Source organism: Thiothrix litoralis (genome assembly GCF_017901135.1).
Taxonomy (GTDB): domain Bacteria; phylum Pseudomonadota; class Gammaproteobacteria; order Thiotrichales; family Thiotrichaceae; genus Thiothrix; species Thiothrix litoralis.
Window position 1 is genome coordinate 744,256 of record NZ_CP072801.1, and the last position, 24,278, is coordinate 768,533.

21 protein-coding genes are annotated in these 24,278 nt (G+C 51.9%); 14 read left to right on the forward strand and 7 right to left on the reverse strand.

The genetic code is table 11. From position 1 onward, the window contains the following. Positions 1-63 precede the first annotated feature (63 nt). The gene (locus J9253_RS03540) at positions 64-1,197 is read left to right on the forward strand and encodes a YeeE/YedE family protein (protein WP_210223333.1); all 1,134 of its coding nucleotides are present in this window, start codon (positions 64-66) and stop codon (positions 1,195-1,197) included. A gap of 21 nt (positions 1,198-1,218) precedes the next feature. On the opposite strand, the gene J9253_RS03545 is transcribed toward J9253_RS03540, so the two are convergent. Together J9253_RS03545 and J9253_RS03550 are read right to left on the reverse strand one after the other, a co-directional pair. Then, complete coding sequence (locus tag J9253_RS03545) at positions 1,219-1,686, reverse strand: c-type cytochrome (RefSeq protein WP_210223334.1); 468 nt, start codon at positions 1,684-1,686, stop codon at positions 1,219-1,221. A gap of 19 nt (positions 1,687-1,705) precedes the next feature. After that, on the reverse strand, positions 1,706-2,458 hold the full coding sequence (locus tag J9253_RS03550) for a hypothetical protein (protein WP_210223335.1): 753 nt from the start codon (positions 2,456-2,458) through the stop codon (positions 1,706-1,708). 162 nt (positions 2,459-2,620) lie between these two features. On the opposite strand from J9253_RS03550, the gene J9253_RS03555 reads away from it, so the two are divergent. The 10 genes from J9253_RS03555 to J9253_RS03600 all read left to right on the forward strand — a co-directional run bounded on the left by J9253_RS03555 (position 2,621) and on the right by J9253_RS03600 (position 17,159). Further along, positions 2,621-4,363, forward strand: a complete 1,743-nt coding sequence (locus J9253_RS03555) for a SulP family inorganic anion transporter (protein ID WP_210223336.1) — start codon at positions 2,621-2,623, stop codon at positions 4,361-4,363. A gap of 91 nt (positions 4,364-4,454) precedes the next feature. Next, positions 4,455-4,724, forward strand: coding sequence for a 30S ribosomal protein S15 (gene rpsO / locus J9253_RS03560; protein ID WP_028487948.1), 270 nt, complete (start codon positions 4,455-4,457; stop codon positions 4,722-4,724). A 187-nt stretch (positions 4,725-4,911) separates the two neighbouring features. Then, positions 4,912-7,005, forward strand: a complete 2,094-nt coding sequence (gene pnp, locus J9253_RS03565; protein ID WP_210223337.1) for a polyribonucleotide nucleotidyltransferase — start codon at positions 4,912-4,914, stop codon at positions 7,003-7,005. A 249-nt stretch (positions 7,006-7,254) separates the two neighbouring features. Further along, the gene (gene odhB / locus J9253_RS03570) at positions 7,255-8,481 is read left to right on the forward strand and encodes a 2-oxoglutarate dehydrogenase complex dihydrolipoyllysine-residue succinyltransferase (RefSeq protein ID WP_210223338.1); all 1,227 of its coding nucleotides are present in this window, start codon (positions 7,255-7,257) and stop codon (positions 8,479-8,481) included. Positions 8,482-8,492: 11 nt separating this feature from the next. Then, positions 8,493-9,929 carry a dihydrolipoyl dehydrogenase gene (gene lpdA / locus J9253_RS03575; RefSeq protein WP_210223339.1) on the forward strand — a complete coding sequence of 479 codons (1,437 nt, stop codon included), beginning with the start codon at positions 8,493-8,495 and terminating at the stop codon, positions 9,927-9,929. A gap of 111 nt (positions 9,930-10,040) precedes the next feature. Continuing rightward, positions 10,041-11,210 carry an ADP-forming succinate--CoA ligase subunit beta gene (gene sucC, locus J9253_RS03580; RefSeq protein WP_028487952.1) on the forward strand — a complete coding sequence of 390 codons (1,170 nt, stop codon included), beginning with the start codon at positions 10,041-10,043 and terminating at the stop codon, positions 11,208-11,210. Next, positions 11,207-12,082, forward strand: coding sequence for a succinate--CoA ligase subunit alpha (sucD, locus tag J9253_RS03585; RefSeq protein WP_210223340.1), 876 nt, complete (start codon positions 11,207-11,209; stop codon positions 12,080-12,082). Before sucC ends, sucD begins: the two co-directional genes overlap by 4 nt. A gap of 68 nt (positions 12,083-12,150) precedes the next feature. Further along, a complete protein-coding gene (locus J9253_RS03590; protein ID WP_210223341.1) occupies positions 12,151-13,455 on the forward strand; it encodes a citrate synthase in 1,305 nt (434 codons plus the stop codon). Positions 13,456-13,483: 28 nt separating this feature from the next. Beyond that, positions 13,484-16,087 (forward strand): bifunctional aconitate hydratase 2/2-methylisocitrate dehydratase, encoded by a 2,604-nt coding sequence (acnB, locus tag J9253_RS03595; protein WP_210223342.1) that lies wholly within the window; start codon positions 13,484-13,486, stop codon positions 16,085-16,087. Between the two features lie 100 nt (positions 16,088-16,187). Beyond that, positions 16,188-17,159 carry a bifunctional methionine sulfoxide reductase B/A protein gene (locus J9253_RS03600; protein ID WP_210223343.1) on the forward strand — a complete coding sequence of 324 codons (972 nt, stop codon included), beginning with the start codon at positions 16,188-16,190 and terminating at the stop codon, positions 17,157-17,159. 39 nt (positions 17,160-17,198) lie between these two features. Here J9253_RS03600 and J9253_RS03605 read toward each other — a convergent pair whose 3' ends face one another. Beyond that, positions 17,199-18,242: an AAA family ATPase gene (locus J9253_RS03605; protein WP_028487957.1), complete on the reverse strand. Its 1,044-nt coding sequence runs from the start codon at positions 18,240-18,242 to the stop codon at positions 17,199-17,201. 117 nt (positions 18,243-18,359) lie between these two features. On the opposite strand from J9253_RS03605, the gene smpB reads away from it, so the two are divergent. Both smpB and J9253_RS03615 read left to right on the forward strand, forming a co-directional pair. Further along, on the forward strand, positions 18,360-18,842 hold the full coding sequence (smpB, locus tag J9253_RS03610; protein ID WP_028487958.1) for an SsrA-binding protein SmpB: 483 nt from the start codon (positions 18,360-18,362) through the stop codon (positions 18,840-18,842). Between the two features lie 104 nt (positions 18,843-18,946). Continuing rightward, positions 18,947-20,296, forward strand: a complete 1,350-nt coding sequence (locus tag J9253_RS03615) for an alanine/glycine:cation symporter family protein (RefSeq protein ID WP_210223344.1) — start codon at positions 18,947-18,949, stop codon at positions 20,294-20,296. Between the two features lie 114 nt (positions 20,297-20,410). Here the strand turns inward: J9253_RS03615 and J9253_RS03620 are convergent, their stop codons facing one another. After that, a complete protein-coding gene (locus tag J9253_RS03620; RefSeq protein WP_210223345.1) occupies positions 20,411-21,778 on the reverse strand; it encodes a sodium-dependent transporter in 1,368 nt (455 codons plus the stop codon). A gap of 72 nt (positions 21,779-21,850) precedes the next feature. Between J9253_RS03620 and J9253_RS03625 the strand changes: the two genes are divergently transcribed. Continuing rightward, on the forward strand, positions 21,851-22,603 hold the full coding sequence (locus tag J9253_RS03625; RefSeq protein WP_210223346.1) for an RNA methyltransferase: 753 nt from the start codon (positions 21,851-21,853) through the stop codon (positions 22,601-22,603). 6 nt (positions 22,604-22,609) lie between these two features. Here J9253_RS03625 and vapC read toward each other — a convergent pair whose 3' ends face one another. The 3 genes from vapC to J9253_RS03640 form a co-directional block, all read right to left on the reverse strand. Next, entirely contained in the window at positions 22,610-23,011 is a 402-nt protein-coding gene (gene vapC / locus J9253_RS03630) for a type II toxin-antitoxin system VapC family toxin (protein ID WP_210223347.1), read from the reverse strand. Continuing rightward, positions 23,008-23,205 (reverse strand): type II toxin-antitoxin system VapB family antitoxin, encoded by a 198-nt coding sequence (locus J9253_RS03635; protein ID WP_210223348.1) that lies wholly within the window; start codon positions 23,203-23,205, stop codon positions 23,008-23,010. The genes vapC and J9253_RS03635 overlap by 4 nt, the downstream gene beginning before the upstream one ends. Positions 23,206-23,421: 216 nt before the next feature. Beyond that, positions 23,422-24,135 carry a YfdX family protein gene (locus tag J9253_RS03640; RefSeq protein ID WP_210223349.1) on the reverse strand — a complete coding sequence of 238 codons (714 nt, stop codon included), beginning with the start codon at positions 24,133-24,135 and terminating at the stop codon, positions 23,422-23,424. Positions 24,136-24,278 lie beyond the last annotated feature (143 nt).

A 24,278-nucleotide genomic window follows, 5' to 3' on the forward strand; every position in this document is an offset into this window, starting at 1 on the left:
AAATGCTCTCCATTAAATAGGCATGACTTCTGCGTGATGTTCTCACGGGGAAGGGAGAGTGAAATGAATTTTGAAGCAGTGTTTGGGCAACTCAGTACCGGGGAAATCTCCGCCATCATTGGGCTAGCCGTGGGTCTGACCTTCGGTATTTTCGCCCAGCAAAGCCGTTTTTGTTTGCGTGCCGCCTGTGTGGAATTCTGGCGCGGGCAGACGGGTAAGAAGTTTGCTATCTGGTTGCTGGCTTTCGGTGCTGCGATGATCAGCACGCAATATTTTATCGAGACGGGTGCGATTGATACCGGGCAAATTCGGCAGTTGACGAATGCCGGGTCAATGTCAGGGGCAATTGTGGGTGGCTTGCTGTTTGGTGGTGGCATGGTGTTGGCCGGTGGCTGCGCTAGTCGCTTACTGGTGTTATCCGCGACGGGTAATATGCGCACCATGGTCGCTGGGCTGGTGGTTACTATTGTTGCTCAGGCATCGTTGCGCGGTGGCTTGTCGCCGTTACGTGAAAATATTTCTTCGTGGTGGATGGTGGATGGCAGTGCGCGTGGTTTTGCACACTGGCTACCGCCACACGGTGGTTTGATGCTGGGTGTTGCTTTCCTGCTGTTCGCATTGTGGTTCGCGAAGCGTCATGAGGTGAATAAATGGTGGGGCTTTGCTGCCATTATTACGGGTTTCAGTATTGCACTGGGCTGGTTGTTGACCAGTTGGCATGCGGCTAATTCGTTCGATATTGTGGCGGTCAAGAGCGTCAGTTTTACAGGCCCTTCTGCCGATACCTTGATGGGGTTGATCAATCAGCCTGACCTGCCACTGAGTTTTGATGTTGGCCTTATTCCGGGGGTATTCCTGGGTTCTTTGGTAGCAGCATTGGTGACCCGTGAATTCAAGTGGCAGCAGTTCACGCAGGACAGTGGTTTTTCGCGGTTCTTTATCGGGGCGGCGTTGATGGGATTTGGCAGTATGCTGGCAGGCGGCTGTGCAGTAGGCGCAGGTGTGACTGGTGGTGTAGTGCTGGTTATTACGGCTTGGGTTGCGCTGTTCAGCATGTGGATTGGCGCGGGCGTGACTGATTGGCTGGTGGACCGCAAGGCTGATGAAGCCAAAGCTGCAATGGAATCCGCAAAAACGACGGTTGATAGTATGCCCCCGTTTGCCACCGCACCGGGAGTGGTGCAGGTGGCAAACTAAGAGGCAGGAATCGGGAAGCGTTTAATCTTCCTTATATTCCTTGTGGCACGCCTTGCAGGACTCGCCAACTTTGCCAAATTGCGGTTTGATGGCTGCCATGTCGCCACCTTTGGCGGCTTCAACCAGAGCGGCTGCTTCTACTTGGAAGGTTTCCATTTTCTTGTTGAAATCTTCAGCGTTCAATTCAATATCAGCTTTGGCTTCGGTTTCGCCACTGTAGCTGCCTGCAACGAAGCCATTGATTGGGAATTTGCTTAATGCTGCAACGGCTTCGGCATTCTTAGTAAATTCTGCCGCATTGAATTCGACATCACCTTTGACCATGGCAGCCATTGGGCCAAAGTGGTGTTTGATCATGGTGAAAGCACCTTGACGGTAACTAATCGCCTGTTCTTCCGGTGATTTTTCTTCATCTGCCATCGCGCTGGATGCAGCAGTAAAGCTGGCGGTTGCCAGTACGATAGTCAGCAACTGTTGAAAACGGTTCATGCTAGTTAGCTCCTTATGGTTAAGCCCGTAATTCTCGCAGCTTTTGGCGTGCTAATTCAATAAAACCGTATGCAGGGGAGTAATAGTTGTAAAGCGGAACTTTTTTCCCATTGAATGTCCGTTTGAAGCGATTGATGCCTTGCATGATCGGGTCGTTAGTATTTTCTACGTAGCCACCCCAATCGTAGGTACGGAAGCCTGCTTTCTTGAAATGACACATTCCTTGCCAGTGCAGGCAACGGTTGGCAAAGCCCATAGCGCGCCGCATGTCAGGGTCATGTTTATAGGCTTGCGAACTGGCTGAAATCAACAAGTTGGTACAGCTTGTGGCTGCCGAGATCAGGTAGAAGTGGCAAATGACAGGGCTGCCTGCGTAATCGGCGCTGAAAATGGCGTAGTTATTACGCCCGATGCTATTCGCATCAGCTTCAGTGAACAGGGATAAGCCTCGCGTCTGTGCAAAGGCATTGTAGAGCGGCATGAATTGTTCGAGCGGGGTGTTCAGGTTGAGGGTAAAGCGCTGCTCCTGCTCGCAACGGCGAATCTGGTTGCGGGTATCTTTGGGGAAATTCTGGAAAATGCTGGTTTCGTCCGGGGTCAGGTCAGTCAGCAGGGTATGGCGGTATTCAGTGTTGAACAGGCGCGGCTTTGCCGGGGAATAGCAGTCCATGTAGGCGGTGGGCAACAGTAAATCATGCCAATTAGGGTGCTGTGGTTGAGTGAAGTAATACTTCTGGATGGGGATGCCGTAGCAGTTACTTTTGACTCTCATAATACCTATTAATCATTGTTTTTAGCCTATTCTAAGTTATCGGCAAGGATTAATGGGCTGAAAGCTGATGAATGGAAGGTTTTTGCTTTTTCGTCATGTATTAGTGTTTGTTAATGTTGTAACATTCCGATTCTTTTTAGGGTTTTCAGGATGTCGTCGTCAATGAAACAATTTTTCCTCCCCTTTCTGGTATGGTTTGGGATGGTTAATCGCCAGACACTTAAGGCGGATTTTTTTGCAGGATTGACCGGGGCTGTGGTGGTGTTGCCCCAAGGTGTAGCGTTTGCTGCGATTGCCGGGCTACCGCCAGAATACGGTTTGTATACTGCGATGGTGACACCGATCATTGCCGGTTTGTTCGGTTCCTCATTACACCTTATTTCTGGTCCGACCACGGCAATTTCCTTGGTGGTTTTTTCTACTATTAGCCGTTATTCAGAGCCAGGTTCAGCAGAATTCATCCAGATGGTGCTGACATTGACCTTCCTTGCTGGTGTGTACCAGTTGGTATTTGGCCTGATGCGCATGGGAATGCTGGTTAACTTTGTTTCGCATACTGTGGTTATTGGTTTCACTGCGGGGGCTGCCATCCTGATTGCTACCAGCCAGATGAAATACGTGCTGGGTATTGCCATCCCCAAAGGTGAATCTTTCCTGCATACTTGGATGGATGTGATTACAAACATTGGCGGGATTAACCCGTACATCCTGCTTGTGGCTGTTTTTACCATGCTGTCTGCCTTGTTGCTGAAACGGTTTTTCCCCAGAATGCCGCATTTGTTGTTTGGGATGGTGATGGGCAGTCTTGCCAGTTTTGCAGTGGGGGGCGAAGCACACGGCCTTAAATATGTCGGTGAAATTCCGGGGCATTTACCGCCGTTTTCTGTGCCGGAACTGTCATTCGCCATGTTACGTGAATTGGCCTCCGGGGCGTTTGCCGTAGCATTGCTGGGCTTGATTGAAGCAGTGTCGATTGCCCGTTCGATTGCGACCAAATCCCAGCAGCGGCTGGATGGTAATCAGGAGTTTGTTGGGCAAGGTTTATCGAATATTGTCGGCAGCTTTTTCTCCAGCTACGCGGGTTCTGGGTCGTTTACCCGTTCTGGTATCAACTACGCTGCGGGTGGGCAAACCCCGTTGGCCGCAGTATTTGCAGCCATTCTGTTGGCACTGATCGTGTTGCTGGTTGCACCGTTAGCCAAGTATCTCCCGGTAGCGGCGATGGGGGGGATTATCCTGTTGGTAGCCTATAACTTGATCGACATGCATCATATCAAGCACATTATTGAAAGTAGCCGTTCCGAAACCTCGATTTTGGCGACAACCTTTTTCGCGACCTTGTTTATGGAGCTGGAATTCGCCATTTACATGGGTGTCATCTTGTCCCTGATGATTTTCCTGATGCGCACATCCATGCCCAGTATTGTCAGTTTGGCACCCAATCCTGAAGAAGTTCACCATAAGCTCGCGGAAGTGGAGGAATACAACCTGCAAGAATGCCCGCAGTTGAAAATGATACGGGTCGATATGTCGATCTATTTCGGTTCACTGGACAAGGTTCAGCGTGAATTGGGCAAGATCGTAGAGAAACAGCACATTAAGCACGTTCTGATGATTGGTGAAAGCATCAATTTCATTGATCTTGCCGGGGCGGAAATGCTGGTGCAGGAAGCCAAGCGTCTCAAGTCACTGGGCGGCGGTTTATACCTGCAAGGGGCGAAAAACAAAGTCTATGACTTTATGGATCGTATCGACTTTGTGGCTGATTTTGGCGAAGGCAATGTTTTTGGCAGCAAGGAAGCTGCCATCAAATCCCTGAGTAGGCGTTTAGATCGCGGTATTTGTGCCCAGTGCCACAAGCGCATTTTCCGTGAATGCGCGGGTTTGCCGAGTCCGAAGGCTTGAGGATCTGCATAAACTAAGGCTGTACTGTCTAAAGGGGCGGGTGTATAATTCGCCCCTTTTTAGCAACCTTAAATCTGGAGCCTAGGCGAATATGTCTCTGAGTGCAGAAGTAAAGGCTGGTGTTGTTGCACAATACCGCCAATCAGACACAGATACCGGGTCCCCGGAAGTGCAAGTTGCGCTGTTAACAGCGCGAATTCAGCATCTGACGGACCATTTTGCAAACCACAAGCATGACCACCATTCCCGTCGCGGATTGTTGGCAATGGTTAGCCAGCGTCGTAAGCTGCTGGATTACCTCAAGCGCAAGGATCTGGGCCGTTATCAAGCCCTGATTTCCAGCTTGGGTCTGCGCCGCTAAGTAGGTGCAGCACGACGAAACACCGCCTTTGTGCGGTGTTTCGTTATGTGTCAGTTCATTGTTTATCATTACTCGTCACGCAGGAAGGTTGTTGAAAAGGCTTTGTACAACCTACCGAATCTTTTTCAACAGCCTGCCCGTGATACCTCTCTCCCCATAAAATCGCTTAAAAGGACATCCCAACGTCATGGCAAAAATCACCAAGACTTTCCAATACGGTAATAATACCGTCACTATCGAAACTGGCGAAATCGCCAAGCAAGCTACCGCCGCCGTCCTGATCACCATGGACGACACCAGTGTTCTGGTTACCGTCGTTGGCAGCAAAGAAACCGTTCCGGGTCGTGATTTCTTCCCCATGACGGTGGATTATCAAGAAAAATTCTACGCAGCAGGCCGCATTCCCGGTGGTTTCTTCAAACGCGAAGCGCGTGCTACTGAAGAGGAAACATTGGTTGCCCGTCTGATCGACCGTCCTTTGCGCCCACTGTTCCCAGAAGGCTTCACGCATGAAGTGCAATTGATTGCGACGGTGGTTTCCATGAACCCGGCAGTCAGCGCTGATATTCCAGCATTGCTGGGTGCTTCTGCGGTGATGGCGCTGTCTGGTATGCCATTCCAAGGCCCTATCGGTGCAGCACGGGTTGGCTACCGCGATGGTGGTTATTTGCTGAATCCATCCAAAGAAGAGCTGCTCACGTCTGATTTGGATCTGGTGATTGCAGGTACTGAATCTGCGGTGCTGATGGTTGAATCTGAAGCGAAAGAGCTGAGCGAAGAGGTGATGCTGGGCGCGGTCATGTTCGGTCACGAGCAAATGCAAGTTGCGGTCAATGCCATCAAAGAACTGGCGGCAGAAGTCGCCACTCCGGCGTGGGACTGGTCTGCTCCTGTAGCGAATGTTGCACTGGCAGATGCGGTGGAAGCGGCTTGTTCTGCTGATCTGGTTGAAGCTTTCCAGATTGCTGATAAGCAAGCGCGTTATGCCCGTATTCATGAAGTGCAGAGTGCACTGGTTGAAAAGCTGGCAGCGAAAGAAGGCGCAGAAGGTTTCAGCGCTGACGAAATCAAAGGTGAATTCAAAAACGCTGAGAAGAAAGTCGTGCGCGGTACTATCCTTGATGGTAAGCCCCGTATTGATGGCCGTGCCCTTGACGCAGTACGTCAAATTACTGTTCGCGTTGGCGTATTGCCACGTGCACACGGTTCCGCACTGTTCACCCGTGGTGAAACACAGGCACTGGTTGTCACCACGCTGGGTACAGAACGTGATGCACAGGTCATTGACGCGATTACGGGTGAATACAAAGATAACTTCCTGTTCAACTACAACTTCCCGCCGTACAGCGTAGGCGAAACCGGGCGTTTTGGTTCACCGAAGCGTCGTGAAATCGGTCATGGTCGTTTGGCTAAACGTGGTGTGAAGGCGATGGTGCCAAGCACTGACGATTTCCCTTACACCATCCGTTGCGTGTCTGAAATCACTGAATCCAATGGTTCCAGCTCCATGGCGAGTGTGTGCGGCAGTTCATTGGCAATGATGGATGCAGGCGTACCGTTGAAAGCACCGGTTGCGGGTATCGCGATGGGTCTGATCAAGGAAGGCGAGCGCTTTGCTGTTCTGTCCGACATCCTTGGTGATGAAGATCACCTCGGTGATATGGACTTTAAAGTAGCCGGTTCTTCCGACGGTATTACCGCGCTGCAAATGGACATCAAGATCACGGGCATCACCAAGGACATCATGCAGCAAGCCCTGGTACAAGCCAAAGCAGGTCGTTTGCATATCCTCGGCGAAATGGCCAAAGGTCTGGAAGCGCCACGTGACGAAGTGTCTGAATTCGCACCCCGTTACGTCACCATGAAGATCAACCCGGACAAAATCCGCGAAGTTATCGGTAAAGGTGGCGAAACCATCCGTGGCATTACTGCTGCAACGGGCGCAAGTGTTGACATCAATGACGAAGGTTTCATCAAAATCGCCGCCATTGACGCGAAAGCTGCCTATGAAGCGCGTAGCATGATCGAAGCGATCACTGCTGAAGTCGAGCTGGACAAAGTTTACACCGGTAAAGTGGTACGTTTGATGGACTTCGGTGCATTCGTGACCATCCTGCCGGGTAAAGACGGTTTGTTGCACATTTCCCAGATCAGCAATGACCGTGTGGAAAAAGTTACGGATTTCGTGAATGAAGGCGATATCGTCAAAGTTAAAGTCATCGAAATCGACCGTCAGGGTCGGATGCGTTTGAGCATGAAAGCAGTAGGCGAAGGCGAGTAAGCTTTCCTCCTTCTTTGATACCAAACAAAAGACCCTGAGGGGTCTTTTGTTTTTGGTGTCGACAAAAGATTCCTTGTATACTTTTATCCGTACATTAAGCGTGCAGATAGGCGCGTAATGTCGACAATGTGAACCATATCTGGTTGACCTTAGCCATAAAAAACCCTATAATGTCGACAATTCATAAGATCATCAAAGGAAGCATCTAATCGGGTGCTAATTGAGACAATACCAAGAGGATGTGTGCAGATGAGCAGTGAGATTCTGACCCCGGTACTACCGGAATCCGTCGCTGATGCTACCGTGGTGACATGGAGCAAGCAGGTCGGTGATAGCGTCAAGCAGGACGAAGTTCTGGTTGAAATTGAAACCGATAAAGTAGTATTGGAAGTGCCTGCGCCTGCTGATGGCGTCCTCACTGAAATTGTCCAACAAGCCGGAGCAACTGTCATCAGCAGCCAATTGCTGGGTCGTATGACAGTAGGTGCAGTAGCCGCCGCTCCTAAAGCCGCCGAAGCAGCACCTGCTGCCGCTCCAGCCGCCGAAGCAGCACCTGCTGCCGCTCCAGCCGCTAATGCTGAACCTCAAACAGCTCCCGCTGCCCGCAAGTTGATGGCTGAAAACAATCTTTCTACGACTGATGTCGAAGGTTCCGGCAAGCAAGGCCGCATCCTCAAGGAAGACGTACAAGCTGCGGTTGCCAGCAAACCTGCTGCTGCGCCAGCCACTGTTGCTAGTGCACCTGCGCCAACAGTTGCTGTTGCCGCTTCTGGTGCTCGCATGGAACAGCGCGTCCCTATGACCCGCCTGCGTGCACGCATCGCCGAACGTCTGATGTACGCCAAGCAATCCACCGCGATGTTGACTACCTTCAACGAAATCGACATGAAACCGTTGATGGATATGCGTGCCGAATACAAAGACGCCTTCGAGAAAAAACACAAAGCGAAATTGGGCTTTATGTCCCTGTTCGTCAAAGCGGCCGCTGTAGCGCTGCAACGCTTCCCTGAAGTCAATGCCTCCATTGATGGCAATGACATTGTTTACCACGGCTTCTGCGATATTGGGATTGCCGTGTCATCTGATCGCGGTTTGGTCGTGCCTATCCTGCGCAACACCGAAAACATGGGTCTGGCAGACATCGAATCCGGCATTGCCGGGTACGCAGCCAAAGCCCGTGAAGGCAAGCTGGATATGGGCGACCTGACTGGTGGTACGTTCACTATAACCAACGGGGGCGTTTTTGGGTCGTTGCTATCAACCCCAATTCTCAACCCTCCTCAAAGCGCGATCCTGGGGATGCACTCGATCCAGAAGCGCCCTGTCGTTGTCAATGATCAGATTGTTATTCGCCCGATGATGTATGTGGCTCTGTCGTATGACCACCGCATCGTTGACGGTCAAGGTGCTGTTACCTTCCTGAAAACCATCAAGGAATTGGTCGAAAATCCGGTTCGCTTGGTATTGGATGTTTGAGGTAACACGTCATGACTGATAAATATGATGTCATCATCATCGGGGCAGGCCCCGGTGGTTATGTGGCAGCCATACGTTGCGCCCAGCTCGGCCTGAAAACCGCGTGTGTGGAAGAGTGGATCAACAAACAGCAAAAGCCAGCCTTGGGCGGCACTTGCCTGAATGTCGGTTGTATTCCTTCCAAAGCCTTGCTGGAAAGCTCCGAGCGTTTTGAGGAAATCGCCAAACACAATGCTGATCATGGCATTACGGTTGACGGTTTGCAGATTGACGTTGCCAAAATGGTTGCCCGCAAGGACAAAATCGTCAACCAATTGACGGGGGGCATTGAGCAATTGTTCAAGGCTAACGGCATCACTTGGTTACAAGGTCGTGGCAAGTTGCTGGCAGGCAAGCAAGTAGAAGTCACTGCGCATGATGGCACGGTTGCGACTCACGCTGCTGACAACGTGATCATTGCGGTTGGTTCTACCCCGATTGAACTGCCGATTGCCAAATGGCTGGATACGCGCATTGTCGATTCGGCGGGTGCGTTGGATTGGGAAACCGTTCCTGCAAAACTCGGCGTGATCGGCGCAGGTGTTATCGGTCTGGAAATGGGCAGCGTCTGGCGTCGCCTCGGCTCTGAAGTGGTTGTCATCGAAGCGATGGATGATTTCCTCGGCACGGCTGACCGTGATGTCGCCAAATCAGCGCAAATGCAATTCAAGAAGCAGGGGCTGGACATCCGCCTCAGCTCGAAAGTTGCTAAGGTTGAAGCAGGCGATAACGGCATCACCGTGACCTACAACGACCCTAAAGGCGAGCAAACCTTGCTGGTTGACCGTTTGATCGTTGCCGTCGGGCGCAAGTCCAACACGGCGGGTGTTCTCGCTGATGATTGTGGCGTGCAACTCGATGAGCGTGGGCGCGTAGTGATTGACGGCCACCTGCAAACAGCCGTACCGGGCGTGTACGCCATCGGTGACTGCGTGGTTGGCCCGATGCTTGCACACAAAGCCTCGGAAGAGGGTGTGCTGGTTGCCGAACAGATCGTAGGCCAAAAGCCACATATCAACTATGACGCTATTCCGTGGGTTATTTATACTCACCCGGAAATTGCGTGGGTAGGCAAAACCGAAGCCGAACTCAAAACGGCGGGTGTTGAATACAACGTTGGTAGCTTCCCGTTTGCTGCTAATGGTCGCGCTAAAGCGATGGATCAAGCTGATGGTCTGGTGAAAGTACTGGCAGATGCCAACACTGACCGGATTCTAGGCGTGCATTTTGTTGGGCCATTGGCCTCTGAACTGGTGGGACAAGCCGTGATTGCGATCGAAACCGAATGTTCGGCGGAAGATCTTGCACGCATGACCTTTGCGCACCCAACTGTTTCAGAAGCGATTCACGAAGCCATGTTGGCAGTAGATGGGCGGGCACTTCATGCCGTTGGCAAAAAGCGTAAGTAAGCCATCTTTCTAATAGAATACGCTTAACGCCACGGTCTGCTGTATGCAGATACGTGGCGTTTGTACGAATATAACCCGCGTTTTAGCGGTGAATTACCAAAGGAACTGAGGATGAATCTACACGAATATCAGGCCAAATCTGTATTTAGCCAATACGGGATGCCTGTGCCTAATGGCAAAGTTGCGTCTACTGCGGCAGAAGCAGAAGCAGCGGCAGCCTCGTTGTCGACAGCGACGGTTGTCGTTAAGGCGCAAGTCCATGCCGGTGGTCGCGGTAAAGCAGGTGGCGTGAAACTGGTTAAGACACCAGCAGAAGCCGGTACGTTTGCTGCTAGCCTGTTGGGCACAAATTTGGTGACTTACCAAACTGACAAAAACGGTCAGCCGGTCAATACCATTCTGGTGGAAGAAACGTGCAATATCGCCCGTGAACTGTACCTCGGTGCTGTTCTCGATCGTGCTACACGTCGTATCGTCATCATGGCTTCTACTGAAGGTGGCATGGAAATCGAAACGGTTGCCCATGAAACCCCAGAAAAAATCCTTAAAGCAATGGTTGATCCATTGGTTGGTGTTATGCCTTACCAAGGGCGCGATCTGGCGTTTGGCTTGGGTTTAGAAGGTGCACAAATTGGACAATTCACCAAATTACTGGTCGGCTTGGGCAAAATGTTCAAGGAAAAAGACCTGTCTTTGGTAGAAATCAATCCATTGGTCGTAACGGCTGAAGGCAACTTGCTGTGTCTCGATGGCAAAGTAAATGTGGACAGCAATGCTCTTTACCGTCAGCCAGCCTTGGTCGCAATGCGTGACAAATCCCAAGAAGATGCGCGTGAAATCGAAGCAGACGAATGGGAACTGAACTACGTTGCACTCGAAGGCAATATCGGCTGCATGGTTAACGGCGCAGGCTTGGCAATGGCGACTATGGACATCATCAAGCTGTCCGGTGGTCAACCTGCCAACTTCCTCGACGTGGGCGGTGGCGCAACGGCTGAACGCGTCGCGGCAGCTTTCAAAATCATTCTGTCAGACTCTGCTGTTAAAGGCATTCTGATCAATATCTTCGGCGGTATCGTGCGTTGCGACCTGATTGCTGAAGGGATTATCAAAGCGGTTCAAGAAGTGAATGTTTCTGTCCCTGTTGTAGTGCGTTTGGAAGGCAATAATGCAGAAAAAGGTGCTGAATTGCTGACTAGTAGTGGCTTGGCTGTGATTGCTGCGAGCGATCTCGGTGATGCTGCCCTGAAAATTGTCGCTGCCGTAGGAGAAGCCGCATGAGCGTATTAATCAATAAAGACACTAAAGTTATTTGCCAAGGTTTCACTGGCAAGCAAGGTACTTTCCATTCCGAACAAGCGATTGCTTACGGCACTAAAATGGTTGGCGGTATTACGCCGGGCAAAGGTGGCACAACGCATTTGGGTTTGCCGGTATTCAATACCGTGCGTGAAGCGGTCGAAGCCACCGGCGCAGAAGCCAGCGTTATTTATGTACCCGCCGCATTTTGCAAAGATTCTATCATTGAAGCGGCCTACGCCGGTATCAAGCTGATCGTGTGCATTACTGAAGGCATTCCGGCACTGGATATGCTGGATGCTAAAGTCGTGGTCGACAGCCTTGGCGTGCGTCTGATCGGGCCAAACTGCCCTGGTATCATCACACCGGGTGAATGCAAAATCGGCATCATGCCGGGTCACATCCACAAACCTGGCAAGGTGGGTATCATTTCTCGTTCCGGTACCTTGACGTATGAAGCGGTTAAGCAAACCGGCGAGTGGGGTCAAAGCACCTGTATCGGTATCGGTGGCGACCCGATTCCGGGCATGAGTTTTATCGATGCGCTGACCTTGTTCCAAGCTGATCCGCAAACGGAAGTGATCCTGATGTGTGGCGAAATCGGTGGGTCGGCGGAAGAAGAAGCGGCAGAGTTCATTAAAGCCAACGTAACCAAGCCTGTGGTTTCCTACATTGCAGGCGTTACTGCACCCAAGGGTAAGCGCATGGGTCACGCTGGTGCGATTATTGCAGGCGGAAAAGGTACTGCGCAGGAAAAGTATGCTGCACTGCAAAACGCGGGTGTGTATACTGTTCAGTCTCCGGCTGAACTAGGGAAGGGTGTTGCCGCTGCATTTGCCAGTCTCTCCAAATAAATAAGGCGAGGCTTGTTTTTGCCATAGACTATTGGTTTTCTTATTGATTTTTTGCTTTGGAGTGCCCCATGACCAAACAGACCGTAACCCTTACGGATAACGCCACGGGTAAACAGGTTGAACTGGATGTCCTAGAACCCAGTGTGGGTGTCAAGACGATTGACATCCGCAAGCTCTATAAAGAGTTGGGTTATTTCACCTATGACCCCGGTTTTATGTCAACCGCCAGTTGTTCCAGTGAGATCACCTATCTGGATGGGGATGAGGGCACGCTGCTCTATCGTGGTTATCCGATTGCGCAATTGGCAGAACACAGCACCTTTCTGGAAGTCTGCTACCTTTTGTTGAATAAAAACTTGCCGAACAAGCAAGAATTGGCAGATTTCGAGTACATGATTTCCCGCCATACCATGTTGCATGATCAGGTGCAGTATTTCTTCCGGGGTTTCCGTCGGGATGCGCATCCGATGGCAACCGTGGTGGGTGTGGTCGGGGCGTTGTCAGCGTTTTACCACGATGACATGAATATCCATGACCCGGAACAGCGTAAGCGTTCTGCGCACCGTTTGATTGCTAAAATGCCGACCATTGCGGCATGGAGCTACCGTTATTCGGTTGGCTTGCCATTCGTTTATCCGCGCAATGACTTGTCGTATGCGGAAGATTTCCTGCACCTGATGTTCTCTGTGCCGACCGAACCGTACAAGGTTGACCCATTACATGCCAAGGCGCTGGAAGTCATTATGATTTTGCACGCCGATCATGAGCAAAATGCTTCCACGTCCACAGTACGTTTGGCGGGCAGTTCGGAAGCGAACCCGTTTGCAGCGGTGGCTGCGGGGATTGCATCCTTGTGGGGGCCTGCGCACGGTGGTGCGAATGAGGCTGTGATTAACATGTTACGTGAAATCGAGAAATCCGGTTTGCCACTGTCACATTGGGTAGATCGTGCCAAAGACAAGAATGACCGTTTCCGTTTGATGGGCTTTGGGCATCGGGTTTACAAGAACTACGACCCACGCGCTAAAATCATCCGTGAGCTGGCCAATGAAATTCTCGACCGCTTGCCTGCCAATGACCCGAACCAGAAGCTGTTCGCGATTGCGCGTGAGCTGGAACAGGTGGCATTGAGCGATGAATATTTCAAGGCACGTAACCTGTACCCGAATGTCGACTTCTATTCCGGTGTTATTTTCCTGAGCATGGGGATTCCAGTCAGTATGTTTACGGTCATGTTCGCGCTGGCGCGTACCATTGGCTGGATTTCGCAATGGGATGAAATGATGGGTGACGAAGAGTCACGTATCGGGCGTCCACGTCAGTTGTACGTTGGTGCAACGGCTCGTGACTATGTTCCAGTAGATGAAAGATAAGATTTGTTTGTTCTGAGGAGACTATTGAATGTTGCAAGAATATCGCCAACACGTTGCGGAACGCGCCGCTCAAGGCATTCCACCCAAGCCACTGGATGCTGCACAAACTGCCGCACTGGTGGATTTGCTGAAGAACCCACCAAAGGGCGAAGAAGCGTTTCTGGTTGACCTGCTGGAAAACCGCGTACCGGCGGGGGTGGATGAGGCAGCTTATGTAAAAGCTGGCTTCCTCGCGGTGGTTGCCAGTGGTGAAGTGAAATGCGCCCTGATCAGTCAGGTTCGTGCAGTTGAAGTGTTGGGTATGATGCTGGGTGGCTACAATGTGCAGCCATTGATTGCAGCACTCGATAGTGACGTTACCGCAGCGGTAGCGGCAACTGCTTTGTCACACACACTGCTGATGTTTGATGCCTTCCATGATGTGGAAGAAAAAGCCAAAGCGGGCAATGCTGCTGCCAAGCAGGTTATGGCATCGTGGGCGGCGGGTGAATGGTTCACTTCCAAGCCTGAAGTGGCTAAGAAAATCACCGTTACCGTTTTCAAAGTAACCGGCGAAACCAACACTGACGATTTGTCGCCTGCACCGGATGCATGGTCACGCCCTGACATCCCACTCCATGCTAACGCGATGCTGAAAATGGCACGCGACGGTATCGAGCCAGAAGTGCCCGGTTCCGTTGGCCCGTTGAAGCAGATCGAAGCAATGAAGGCGCAAGGCTTCCCAGTGGCTTACGTCGGTGACGTGGTAGGTACAGGTTCTTCACGTAAATCAGCGACCAACTCCGTGCTGTGGTTCTTTGGCGATGATATGCCGGGGATTCCTAACAAGCGTGCAGGCGGTTACTGCTTCGGTAGCAAGATTGCGCCTATTTTCTTCAACACCATGGAAGATGCGGGTGCACTGCCAATCGAAATGGACGTTGCCCAAATGAACATGGGCGACGTGGTTGATGTGTATCCGTATGAAGGCGTTGCTAAGCGTCACGGTACAGATGAAGTCATTTCCACCTTCGGCCTGAAAACCCAAGTGTTGTTGGACGAAGCCCGTGCGGGTGGTCGTATCAACCTGATTATCGGGCGTGGCTTGACGGCCAAAGCGCGGGAGTCACTAGGTCTGCCGCCGGTTGACCTGTTCCGTACCCCTGAGCAGCCTGTTGATACCGGCAAAGGTTTCACGCTGGCACAGAAAATGGTCGGTAAGGCTTGCGGCATGACGGGTGTACGCCCTGGCATGTACTGCGAACCGAAAATGACCACGGTGGGTTCTCAGGATACTACTGGCCCGATGACTCGTGATGAGCTGAAAGATCTGGCTTGTCTGGGTTTCTCGGCGGATCTGGTTATGCAGTCTTTCTGTCATACAGCGGCTTACCCTAAGCCGGTTGACGTAACGACGCATCACACGCTGCCTGATTTCATCATGACCCGTGGCGGTGTTTCTTTGCGCCCTGGTGATGGCATTATCCACTCGTGGTTGAACCGCATGTTGCTGCCAGATACCGTTGGTACCGGTGGTGACTCGCATACCCGTTTCCCGATGGGGATTTCCTTCCCGGCAGGTTCTGGTTTGGTGGCATTTGCGGCGGCGACGGGCGTTATGCCATTGGATATGCCGGAATCCGTGCTGGTACGTTTCACGGGCAAAATGCAGCCGGGTATTACCTTGCGTGACCTCGTTCATGCCATTCCACACAAAGCGATCCAGATGGGTCTGCTGACGGTGGAAAAGAAAGGCAAGAAGAACGTGTTCAATGGCACCGTTGTGGAAATCGAAGGTCTGGATCACCTGACCGTCGAGCAAGCCTTTGAATTGTCGGATGCGTCTGCGGAACGTTCTGCGGCGGGCTGTACGGTTGCGCTGTCTGAAGCCTCTGTGGCGGAATACCTGCGTTCCAATATCGTCATGCTGAAGTGGATGCTGTCCGAAGGTTACGGCGATGTACGTACCATCGAACGCCGCATTGGCAAGATGGAAGAATGGCTGGCTAACCCAAGCCTGCTGCGTGCGGATGCGGATGCAGAATACGCGGCTGTGATCGAAATCAATATGGATGAGATCAAAGAGCCTATCCTGTGCGCACCGAATGACCCAGATGATGCACGTCTGTTGTCTGAAGTGGCTGGTCGCAAGATTGATGAAGTCTTCATCGGTTCTTGCATGACCAACATCGGTCACTTCCGTGCTGCGGGTAAATTGCTGGATGCTGCCAACACGCAAATCCCCACCCGTATGTGGATTGCACCACCGACCAAGATGGATGCAGCCCAGTTGAGTGACGAAGGTTACTACAACATCTACGGTCGTGCCGGTGCGCGGATGGAAATGCCGGGCTGTTCACTGTGTATGGGTAATCAGGCGCGTATCGCTGAGAAATCCACCGCTGTGTCCACCTCTACGCGTAACTTTCCGAACCGTTTGGGTACAGGCGCTGACGTGTTCCTGGCTTCTGCTGAACTGGCATCCGTGGCTGCGGTCATGGGTAAACTGCCAACAGTTGCCGAGTATATGGAATACGCCAACAAGCTGGATAGCATGTCGGCTGACATCTACCGCTACCTGAACTTCGACAAGATGGAAAGCTACCAACATGCGGCGGCGAAAGTTGTGCCGATTCCGGTAGTTGCTGGGTAATAGTCCCACTTCTCTAAAAAGCCCCGCATTGCGGGGCTTTTTTTTGTATTCAGAATGGTTAGTGCTAGTGTTGGACTAAATCACCAAGGGAGTTGTAGAGATGCTTAACTGGAACGACGTTCTCCGCTTTGCCGATACCGGTAATCCGACGCCCGACCGCGTTGTCAGGAAATCCGAAGAAGAATGGAAGGCGCAACTGAGCGATGAGCAATACCACGTTACCCGGCGCAAAGGTACCGAGCGCCCGTTCAGTTCAGGCATGTGTAGCCTGTTTGAGCCGGGGCTGTATGGCTGTGTTTGCTGCGGCACTTTACTGTTTGACGCCAACGAAAAATTTGAGTCGGGCACAGGCTGGCCTTCCTTTACCCAGCCAGTCAAGGCTAACGCGATTGCGTACCATGCCGACCGTTCGCACGGCATGACACGTGTGGAAACCACCTGCAATACCTGTGGAGCACATTTGGGTCATGTCTTCCCAGATGGCCCAGCGCCTAGCGGCCTGCGTTACTGCATGAATGCGGTTGCTCTAAAAAAACAGGCGGCGAGTCTGGAAAAAGCCACGTTCGGCGGCGGCTGTTTTTGGTGTACTGAAGCTATTTTCCGTGAACTGGATGGCGTGCATTCCGTGGAAAGCGGTTACAGCGGCGGGGCTGTCGACAACGCCAATTACCGGCAGGTATGCAGTGGTTCCACCGGTCATGCAGAAGTCATCCAGATACTGTTTGACCCGGCTATCATCAGCTACCGGGAACTGTTGGAAATCCACATGCTGACCCATGACCCGACCACGCTAAACCAGCAAGGCGCAGACCGGGGAACCCAGTACCGCAGCATTATTTTTACTCATAATAATGAGCAGCGGCAAATAGCAGAAGACTTGCTGGCATCCCTGAAGGATGGTTTTCGTGACGCCATCGTGACGCAAGTTGCCCCGCTGGAAACCTTCTACAAAGCAGAAGACTACCATCAGGACTATTACAACCTGAATGGCAGTGCGGGTTATTGTCAGGCGGTGATTAGCCCGAAACTGCGCAAATTCCGCGAGAAATTCAAGGCAAAACTGGCCTCCTAGCCCTTTAAAAAAGCCCCGCAATGCGGGGCTTTTTTCTGCTTAATCGTACAGCATAATGTCGCCAATGGATTGCGCCCATTGTCCGAAAGCCGGAACGCTAAACATCTCATCACCAATCGCCCGCAGCATATCAGACACCAGCATCACGCCCATTTCCTTCAACGGGAAAGCTTTCGCGTAGTTGAGGATATGCCCGTAAACCTCTGCCGCTTGCGGTGTACCTTTGGCTCGAATCGCCCGCCCGACCAGTGACGACGCCACCGCGTATTGCAAATCGACTTCCTTAGGCGCTTTGATGTCTTCACCACGCAAAATCGCATCCAGATCCGGCATTTGGTCAAGGCTGTCGACAAAGGCTTTCAGCTCGATACCTGCTGCTGGCCCCACACAGGCTTGCAGTGTACCCAGCAACAGGGCAGGGGAGTCACCAAATTTCTGCAAGGCACGGTGGGCAAATTCCCACGAACGCGGGGTCGGGAAAGCGACCGGATTATGCGCGGGGTCAAAGTTAAACAGCTGTTCCGGGCGGAAGCGCAGGAAACCGATAATGCGTTCGTCGATATTGTTTTTGTACGCCCACGCCACCCAGTCATCCAGATTCAGGTCGACTTCAAAGTGCGAAAAGCGGTTCGCCAATGGTGCGGGCATGGTGTAGGTCACGCCCCGGTCGCCTTGGCGGTTGCCTGCTGCGAAAATCGCCCAGCCATCCGGTACGCGGTAATCACCCAAGCGCCGGTCAAGGATCAACTGATACGCCGCTGCCGATACGCTGGGCACGGCGGAGGTGATTTCATCCAGAAACAGGATGCCCATCGGCCCGTGACGTTCCTCATCCGGCAGCATGGAGGGGATCGCCCATTCCACCAGTTCCTTGTCGCGGAAAGGGATGCCGCGCAAATCGCTGGGTTCCATCTGTGACAGACGCACGTCAATCACTGGCGTACCGTGGCGCACGCCGACTTGTGCGACGATTTGCGACTTGCCTACGCCCGGCGGCCCCCACAGCATGACCGGGGTATGATGACCTTCTAAAGTACCGAGAAACTCTTTATCGAGGATGGAACTGAGCGATGCTGGGCGCATAGGAAATCCTTATTCTGTCGTCACAAAGCATCCGATAATACGGCTTGCTGACAAAGGTGTGCAAATTGGCGTAAAACCCGCGTATCATTTACCGTTTTCGTCACCTTTAACAAGATCATGGCAAAGACACCCAAAAAGAAAAGTACTCCCGGTCAGAAAACCATTGCCCTGAATAAACAGGCACGCCACGAATTTTACATTGAACAAACCTACGAGGCTGGCATGGTCTTGCAGGGTTGGGAAATCAAAAGCCTGCGCGAAGGGCGGGTGCAACTCAAAGAAAGCTACGTGATTCTGGAGAAGGGTGAAGTGTTCCTGTTTGGCGCACATATCAGCGCTCTGCTATCCGCTTCGACCCACATCATCCCCGAATCCACCCGTACCCGTAAGCTATTGCTGCACGGCAATGAAATTTTCAAAATCAACGTCGCGGTTGACCGTAAAGGCTATGCTGTTGTGCCATTGGCGATGTATTGGAAAAATAACCGCGTCAAACTCGAAATCGGCCTCGGCAAAGGCAAACAGCAACACGACAAACGCGATACTGAGAAAGCCCGCGATTGGGGGCGTGAAAAAGATCGCATCATGAAACGCCATTGAGTAGAAATATATCGCCGGTAAAGCAGGCTTTGGCGCATTTTCTGCATTCATTCTGCTATTGTTTATAACGGTACAACACCACTTTAGCAACAAAGGAGATATGAATGGATGCCATTAACGCCATAATCAATGACATCAACAGTTTCGCGTGGGGACCACCCATGCTGATCCTGTTGGGGGTGACGGGGGTATATTTGATGGTCGGGCTGGGCTTTTTGCCCTTGCGTAAAATTGGTTACGCCTTCGGCCTGATGGTTAAAAACGAATCCACTGGCGAAGGTGATATTCGCCCAACCCATGCGTTACTGACAGCTCTGTCTGCTACCGTGGGTACTGGCAATATCGCAGGTGTGGCAACTGCCATTGCCTTGGGTGGCCCTGGTGCGGTGTTTTACATGTGGATGATTGCCTTCATCGGCATGGCAACCAAGTATGCTGAAGCGGTCTGTGCGGTCAAATACCGCGAAGTTGACCATGATGGCAAACACGTTGGTGGCCCGATGTATTACCTGAAAAATGGTGTCGGGGCGAAAATGCCAAAGTTGGGTAAATTCCTTGCTTACGCCTTCGCCGTTTTTGGTGCAATTGCAGCGTTCGGCATCGGTAATGGTGCACAAATCCACTCGATGGCGGATGTGTTGCGTACTGACTTCGGTGTGCCGACTTATATTACCGGGGTTGTGGCGGCCGTGCTGGTGGGCTTTGTGATTCTTGGCGGGGTAAAACGCATTTCCGAAGTGGCAGCCAAACTGGTGCCTGCGATGATCCTGCTATACCTGTTCGGTGGCTTGATGGTGCTGGTCATCAATGTAGCTGAAATTCCCGCTGCGTTTGCGCTGATTTTTAAAAGTGCTTTTGAGCCTGCGGCGGCTGCGGGTGGTTTTGCGGGTGCGGCGGTTGCAGCCGCTATCCGTTACGGGGTTGCACGTGGGGTATTCTCGAATGAATCCGGCTTGGGTAGTGCAGCCATTGCGCATGGTGCGGCACAAACCAACGACCCGGTACGTCAAGGCAATATCGCCATGTTGGGGACATTCATCGACACCATTATTATTTGTACCATGACTGCATTGTGCATTCTGACCTCTGGCGCGTGGATGTCCGGTGAAAGTGGCGCACCGCTGACTTCAATGGCATTTGCCAACAGCTTCATGGGTGGTAATTACGTGGTGGCCATTTCACTGGCAGTCTTCTCCTTCACTACCTTGTTGGGCTGGAGTTATTACGGTGAACGTTGCTGGCAGTTCCTGTTCCACGAAAAGTCGGTGATCATTTACCGGGTCATGTGGGTTGGGGCAATTCTGTGGTTTGCCAACCAGAAAATTGATTTCATCTGGAACCTGTCCGACACGTTGAATGGTTTGATGGCGATTCCAAACATTATCGGTTTGCTGATCCTGTCACCGATGGTATTCAAACTGTCGAAAGAGTATTGGGCGCGGAAGCACGCCTAAGAAACCCCTCCTAGCCTCCCCTTATCAGGGGAGGAACAAGCTGTTACAGCATTTTTCTTACTCCCTCCCTTGATAAGGGGAGGGTTGGGGAGGGGTTTCTTTCTTGCTTGAGTTTCAGAACCCTAGTGAATGAATAAACAGATACGCCAGTAATAGGGGTGACACCCAGCGCAGCAGTTGATACCAGAAATTGAACCCACCTTGACTTAGCCCCAGTTCATCCTGCACATAGGCTTTCTTCATCACCCAGCCGGTAAAAAGGGCAATCGCCAAACCACCCAAGGGCAGCATGAAGGTGGAAGTCAGAATATCCAGCACATCAAACATACCATCGGTCTTTTGCGCCCCAGCGAATTCAAAACCAAATGACCAATGGCTGAATGACATCACGGTTATCAGCCCGAGCAACCAGGTTACGGTGGTAATGCTATAGGCGGCTGTTGAACGTTTCATGTCCCGATTTTCCACCAACCAAGCGGTGGCGGGTTCGATGAGGGAAATAGCAGAAGTCCAGGCTGCAAATACCAACAGTACGAAGAATACTGTGCCAAAGAACGCCCCGCCAAACATTTCACCAAAGGCAATGGGCAGGGTGACGAATACCAGCCCCGGCCCTGCGCCTGCTTCCAGACCATTGGCAAACACCAGCGGGAAAATCGCCATGCCAGCCAGTAATGCTACCAGCGTATCCATGATGGCAATCGCGAAAGTAGTTTTGGCAATGGAAGCCTCTTTGGGCATGTAAGAACCATAGGCCATGATGGCGCCCATCCCCAGACTGAGCGTGAAGAAGGCGTGCCCTAATGCGGTCAGAATTGCCTCCGGGGTCAGTTTGGTAAAATCGACTGCAAACAGGAAGTTTACCCCTTGCATGAAGTAGCCGGTTGACAGCGCATAACCCACCATGACCAGCAGCAACACGAATAAGGCAGGCATCAGGATACGCACCGCTTTTTCCAGCCCGGAACGCACGCCCCGCGCCACCACCACTGCTGTCATGACGCTAAAAATGGTGTGCCATAAGGTCAATTGCAGCGGGTCGCCCAATAACGCCCCTAGCTTGGCTCCGGCGGTTTCCCCGGTCAGACCGTTGAAATGACCACTGGCAGCTTCAATAACATAGGAAACAGCCCACCCGGCAATCACGCTGTAAAAGGACATGATCAGAATACCAGCCAGTACCCCGATTCCGCCCAACCATGCCCACGCCCCGGAAGTGCCAGATTCAAGGGCGAGCGTGCGCATGGAATTAATCGGGCTTTGTTGCCCACGTCGCCCCAGCAGGATTTCGGCCATCATAATGGGGATGCCGATCAGGCAGATACACAGCAGGTACACCAGCACGAATGCACCCCCACCATTTTCACCCGTGATGTACGGAAATTTCCAAATGTTACCGAGACCGACAGCGGAACCTGTGGCTGCCAGTACAAAAGTGAATCGTGATGACCACTGCTCATGAGCGGCTTTTTGATTAGACATGTTATCCTCCTGCTTTTATCCAGTGCTAAAGTCTAGCACTATTAGCTACCTACTCTGATAGTGAATGGAAATATGAACCAACTTCTCGACAACTTGCGCATCGTCATGGTGGAAACCTCGCACCCTGGCAATATTGGCTCGGCAGCACGTGCCATGAAGGTCATGGGTTTGAAAGACTTGCGTCTGGTCTCGCCACGCAAACCGTATTCGCAGGAAACCTTTGCACTGGCTTCTGGCGCGAATGACATTATCGAGCAGGCGAAAATCGTGCCAACCTTGCAGGATGCTGTGGCGGATTGTCAGATCGTGATCGGCGCAAGTGCGCGTTCCGAACGTACCCTGCAATGGCCGCAGATGGATGCGCGGGAATGCGGCACTTTCGTCGCCGAGCATTTGCCGCAGCAGCAGAAAATCGCGTTGGTGTTTGGGCGTGAACGTACCGGCTTGACCAACGAAGAGCTGGATCATTGCAATACGCTGGTGCATATCCCGATGGCGTTTGATTTCCTGTCGCTGAATATTGCGATGGCGATTCAGGTATTGGCTTATGAATGTGCGACTGCGTTTAGAATGGCAACACCTGTGCAGCCAGTAGCGGCTGACCCGGATGAAGTGTTGGCGAGTGCGGAGGCGTTGGAAGGGTTCTATACGCATCTGGAACAGTCGATGATTGAGACGCGCTTTCTTGACCCGGAAAACCCGCGCTTGTTGATGCGGCGGATGCGGCGATTGTTCGGAAGGGCGGGCGTGACGGTGAGCGAGATGAATATCTTGCGGGGGATGTTAGCAGCGTTTGCGGGACGGAAGTTCCAGAGTCGCGATTAAGAAGGTTTAATGATGGGGAAGGGCATTTTTTAATGAAAAGTATTCGTGGAATGGAGTGAAATCACCGTCAGATTCTAGCAGAGGCAAGTTTTTCTCGATGCAGAAGGTGGCGATCAGCACATCAATGGTTTCTCGCACGGTGATGCCGCGTTTGCGCAAAGCCCGAAAGTTGTCGGCACTTTTCAAGGCAATGGATTGGTCGAGCATGGTGAAATAATCCAGCGTCAACAGCAGTTCTTTGGCTTGGGCGTATTCCTTGTCCTGTTTGAAACCTTGCAGTACTTCGGTTAAGACAAGTTCCCCGGTTGCAACGGGTTGTGTGCCGAGCAGGTGGTCGAGCCAGTCACTTTGCGGGGTTGATTTACCGTTGAAATAATCAATCCAGACGCTGGAATCGACGAAGATCATGCTTTATCTACGCGCATTTCATCCAAATTGCCTTCCCAGTGCAGTTTTCCGCGAAATTCACGGATGCGGGCTTGCCGCGTAAGGCGCAACAGCAGTTGCAGGCCGCGTTCCACCGCTTCGCGTTTGGTTTGCAGCCCCGTTGCTTGGAGGACATCACGCATCAGCGTTTCATCAATGACGATATTGGTTCGCATGGTTCGGTGTGTATAGTTGTTTATGATGATACACATTCTATTGAAATGGGTGGGGGTAGTAAATGGTTTTTTATCATCATTAAAAACCAAGCGTTTAACCTGCTCAACCGTCACATCGATGCGGAGCAACTGCTGGAGCGCATGACCAAGCTATTCCTGCAAAGCCCTAACGCGGACAATAGGCGGGGCAGAATAGGAGCGGGAGTGTCAAACTATTCAGGCAGCAGGTTCTAAAACCACGTCTTCGGTGAATGCGCCGAGACTTTTCAGGGCGTTATTGATCGCGGTTTTAGCGGTTGCGACATCGCGGTGTTGTTCACTCAAAGCATTCTGTGCGGCTTGCAGTTGACCGTGGACATAGCCAACCGGCAGGAACACGGCGGTAGCGGAAATGTCATCCATGACTTCTTTCAGTTTGTCGGCGGCTTCCTTGTTTTGGCCTTTGCGACTCATGGCTTCGGCTTCCTTGACCTTGCCGCGTGCTTTTTGCGCTACTTGCGGCGCATACACCTGCATGTCATCCAGCTCTGCATAGAGGGGGAGCAGGTCGTCATAGAAGCGTGCGGTTTCTTCCATGGCCAGTTTGCCTTTGGCGTTGAAGACATCTTCCTTGACATCGGTGTAGGGCATGGACTGCATGACCGAATCATTCAGATGGTTGGCGGCTTCGACTTCACCTAGTGCCTTGCCGCTGTCACCTTGTTCGATAGCGGCGTGGGCAGCATTCAGATGGCGGACAATTTCATTGCCAGTATGCGCGGCAATTTTTCTCAGATTGGGGCTATCCCAGCCGGGGGCGGTGACGGTTTCCACCAAAGAGTTGGGCGGCTGGGCAGCTTCTGTGGCGGCGAAAGCGAAGGTGGAAGTGGATGCCAGCAGCAGGGCGCTCAGCATGATGGCGGTTGGCTTGTGTGAGGATACGGGTTTCATTGCATGATCTCCTTGACAGGTTGTTATCAGTTGACAGCGTGTTTTGCTGTTTCCACCTGTTACAAAGCATAATCTGTGCCAATTTTTTAAAAGTCTGTTTTTTAAGAATTTTTTATTATTTGACTGAGATCAATAAAAAAGCC

What these genes read in the sequence shown, in the direction of transcription:
- odhB (WP_210223338.1), top strand. Translation starts at nt 7,255, where the DNA reads ATGAGCAGTGAGATTCTGACCCCGGTACTACCGGAATCCGTCGCTGAT.
- J9253_RS03625 (WP_210223346.1), top strand. Translation starts at nt 21,851, where the DNA reads ATGAACCAACTTCTCGACAACTTGCGCATCGTCATGGTGGAAACCTCG.
- J9253_RS03545 (WP_210223334.1), bottom strand. Translation starts at nt 1,686, where the DNA reads ATGAACCGTTTTCAACAGTTGCTGACTATCGTACTGGCAACCGCCAGC.
- smpB (WP_028487958.1), top strand. Translation starts at nt 18,360, where the DNA reads ATGGCAAAGACACCCAAAAAGAAAAGTACTCCCGGTCAGAAAACCATT.
- J9253_RS03550 (WP_210223335.1), bottom strand. Translation starts at nt 2,458, where the DNA reads ATGAGAGTCAAAAGTAACTGCTACGGCATCCCCATCCAGAAGTATTAC.
- J9253_RS03540 (WP_210223333.1), top strand. Translation starts at nt 64, where the DNA reads ATGAATTTTGAAGCAGTGTTTGGGCAACTCAGTACCGGGGAAATCTCC.
- vapC (WP_210223347.1), bottom strand. Translation starts at nt 23,011, where the DNA reads ATGATCTTCGTCGATTCCAGCGTCTGGATTGATTATTTCAACGGTAAA.
- J9253_RS03620 (WP_210223345.1), bottom strand. Translation starts at nt 21,778, where the DNA reads ATGTCTAATCAAAAAGCCGCTCATGAGCAGTGGTCATCACGATTCACT.
- J9253_RS03635 (WP_210223348.1), bottom strand. Translation starts at nt 23,205, where the DNA reads ATGCGAACCAATATCGTCATTGATGAAACGCTGATGCGTGATGTCCTC.
- J9253_RS03615 (WP_210223344.1), top strand. Translation starts at nt 18,947, where the DNA reads ATGGATGCCATTAACGCCATAATCAATGACATCAACAGTTTCGCGTGG.
- sucC (WP_028487952.1), top strand. Translation starts at nt 10,041, where the DNA reads ATGAATCTACACGAATATCAGGCCAAATCTGTATTTAGCCAATACGGG.
- acnB (WP_210223342.1), top strand. Translation starts at nt 13,484, where the DNA reads ATGTTGCAAGAATATCGCCAACACGTTGCGGAACGCGCCGCTCAAGGC.
- J9253_RS03605 (WP_028487957.1), bottom strand. Translation starts at nt 18,242, where the DNA reads ATGCGCCCAGCATCGCTCAGTTCCATCCTCGATAAAGAGTTTCTCGGT.
- J9253_RS03600 (WP_210223343.1), top strand. Translation starts at nt 16,188, where the DNA reads ATGCTTAACTGGAACGACGTTCTCCGCTTTGCCGATACCGGTAATCCG.
- pnp (WP_210223337.1), top strand. Translation starts at nt 4,912, where the DNA reads ATGGCAAAAATCACCAAGACTTTCCAATACGGTAATAATACCGTCACT.
- J9253_RS03640 (WP_210223349.1), bottom strand. Translation starts at nt 24,135, where the DNA reads ATGAAACCCGTATCCTCACACAAGCCAACCGCCATCATGCTGAGCGCC.
- J9253_RS03555 (WP_210223336.1), top strand. Translation starts at nt 2,621, where the DNA reads ATGAAACAATTTTTCCTCCCCTTTCTGGTATGGTTTGGGATGGTTAAT.
- rpsO (WP_028487948.1), top strand. Translation starts at nt 4,455, where the DNA reads ATGTCTCTGAGTGCAGAAGTAAAGGCTGGTGTTGTTGCACAATACCGC.
- sucD (WP_210223340.1), top strand. Translation starts at nt 11,207, where the DNA reads ATGAGCGTATTAATCAATAAAGACACTAAAGTTATTTGCCAAGGTTTC.
- lpdA (WP_210223339.1), top strand. Translation starts at nt 8,493, where the DNA reads ATGACTGATAAATATGATGTCATCATCATCGGGGCAGGCCCCGGTGGT.
- J9253_RS03590 (WP_210223341.1), top strand. Translation starts at nt 12,151, where the DNA reads ATGACCAAACAGACCGTAACCCTTACGGATAACGCCACGGGTAAACAG.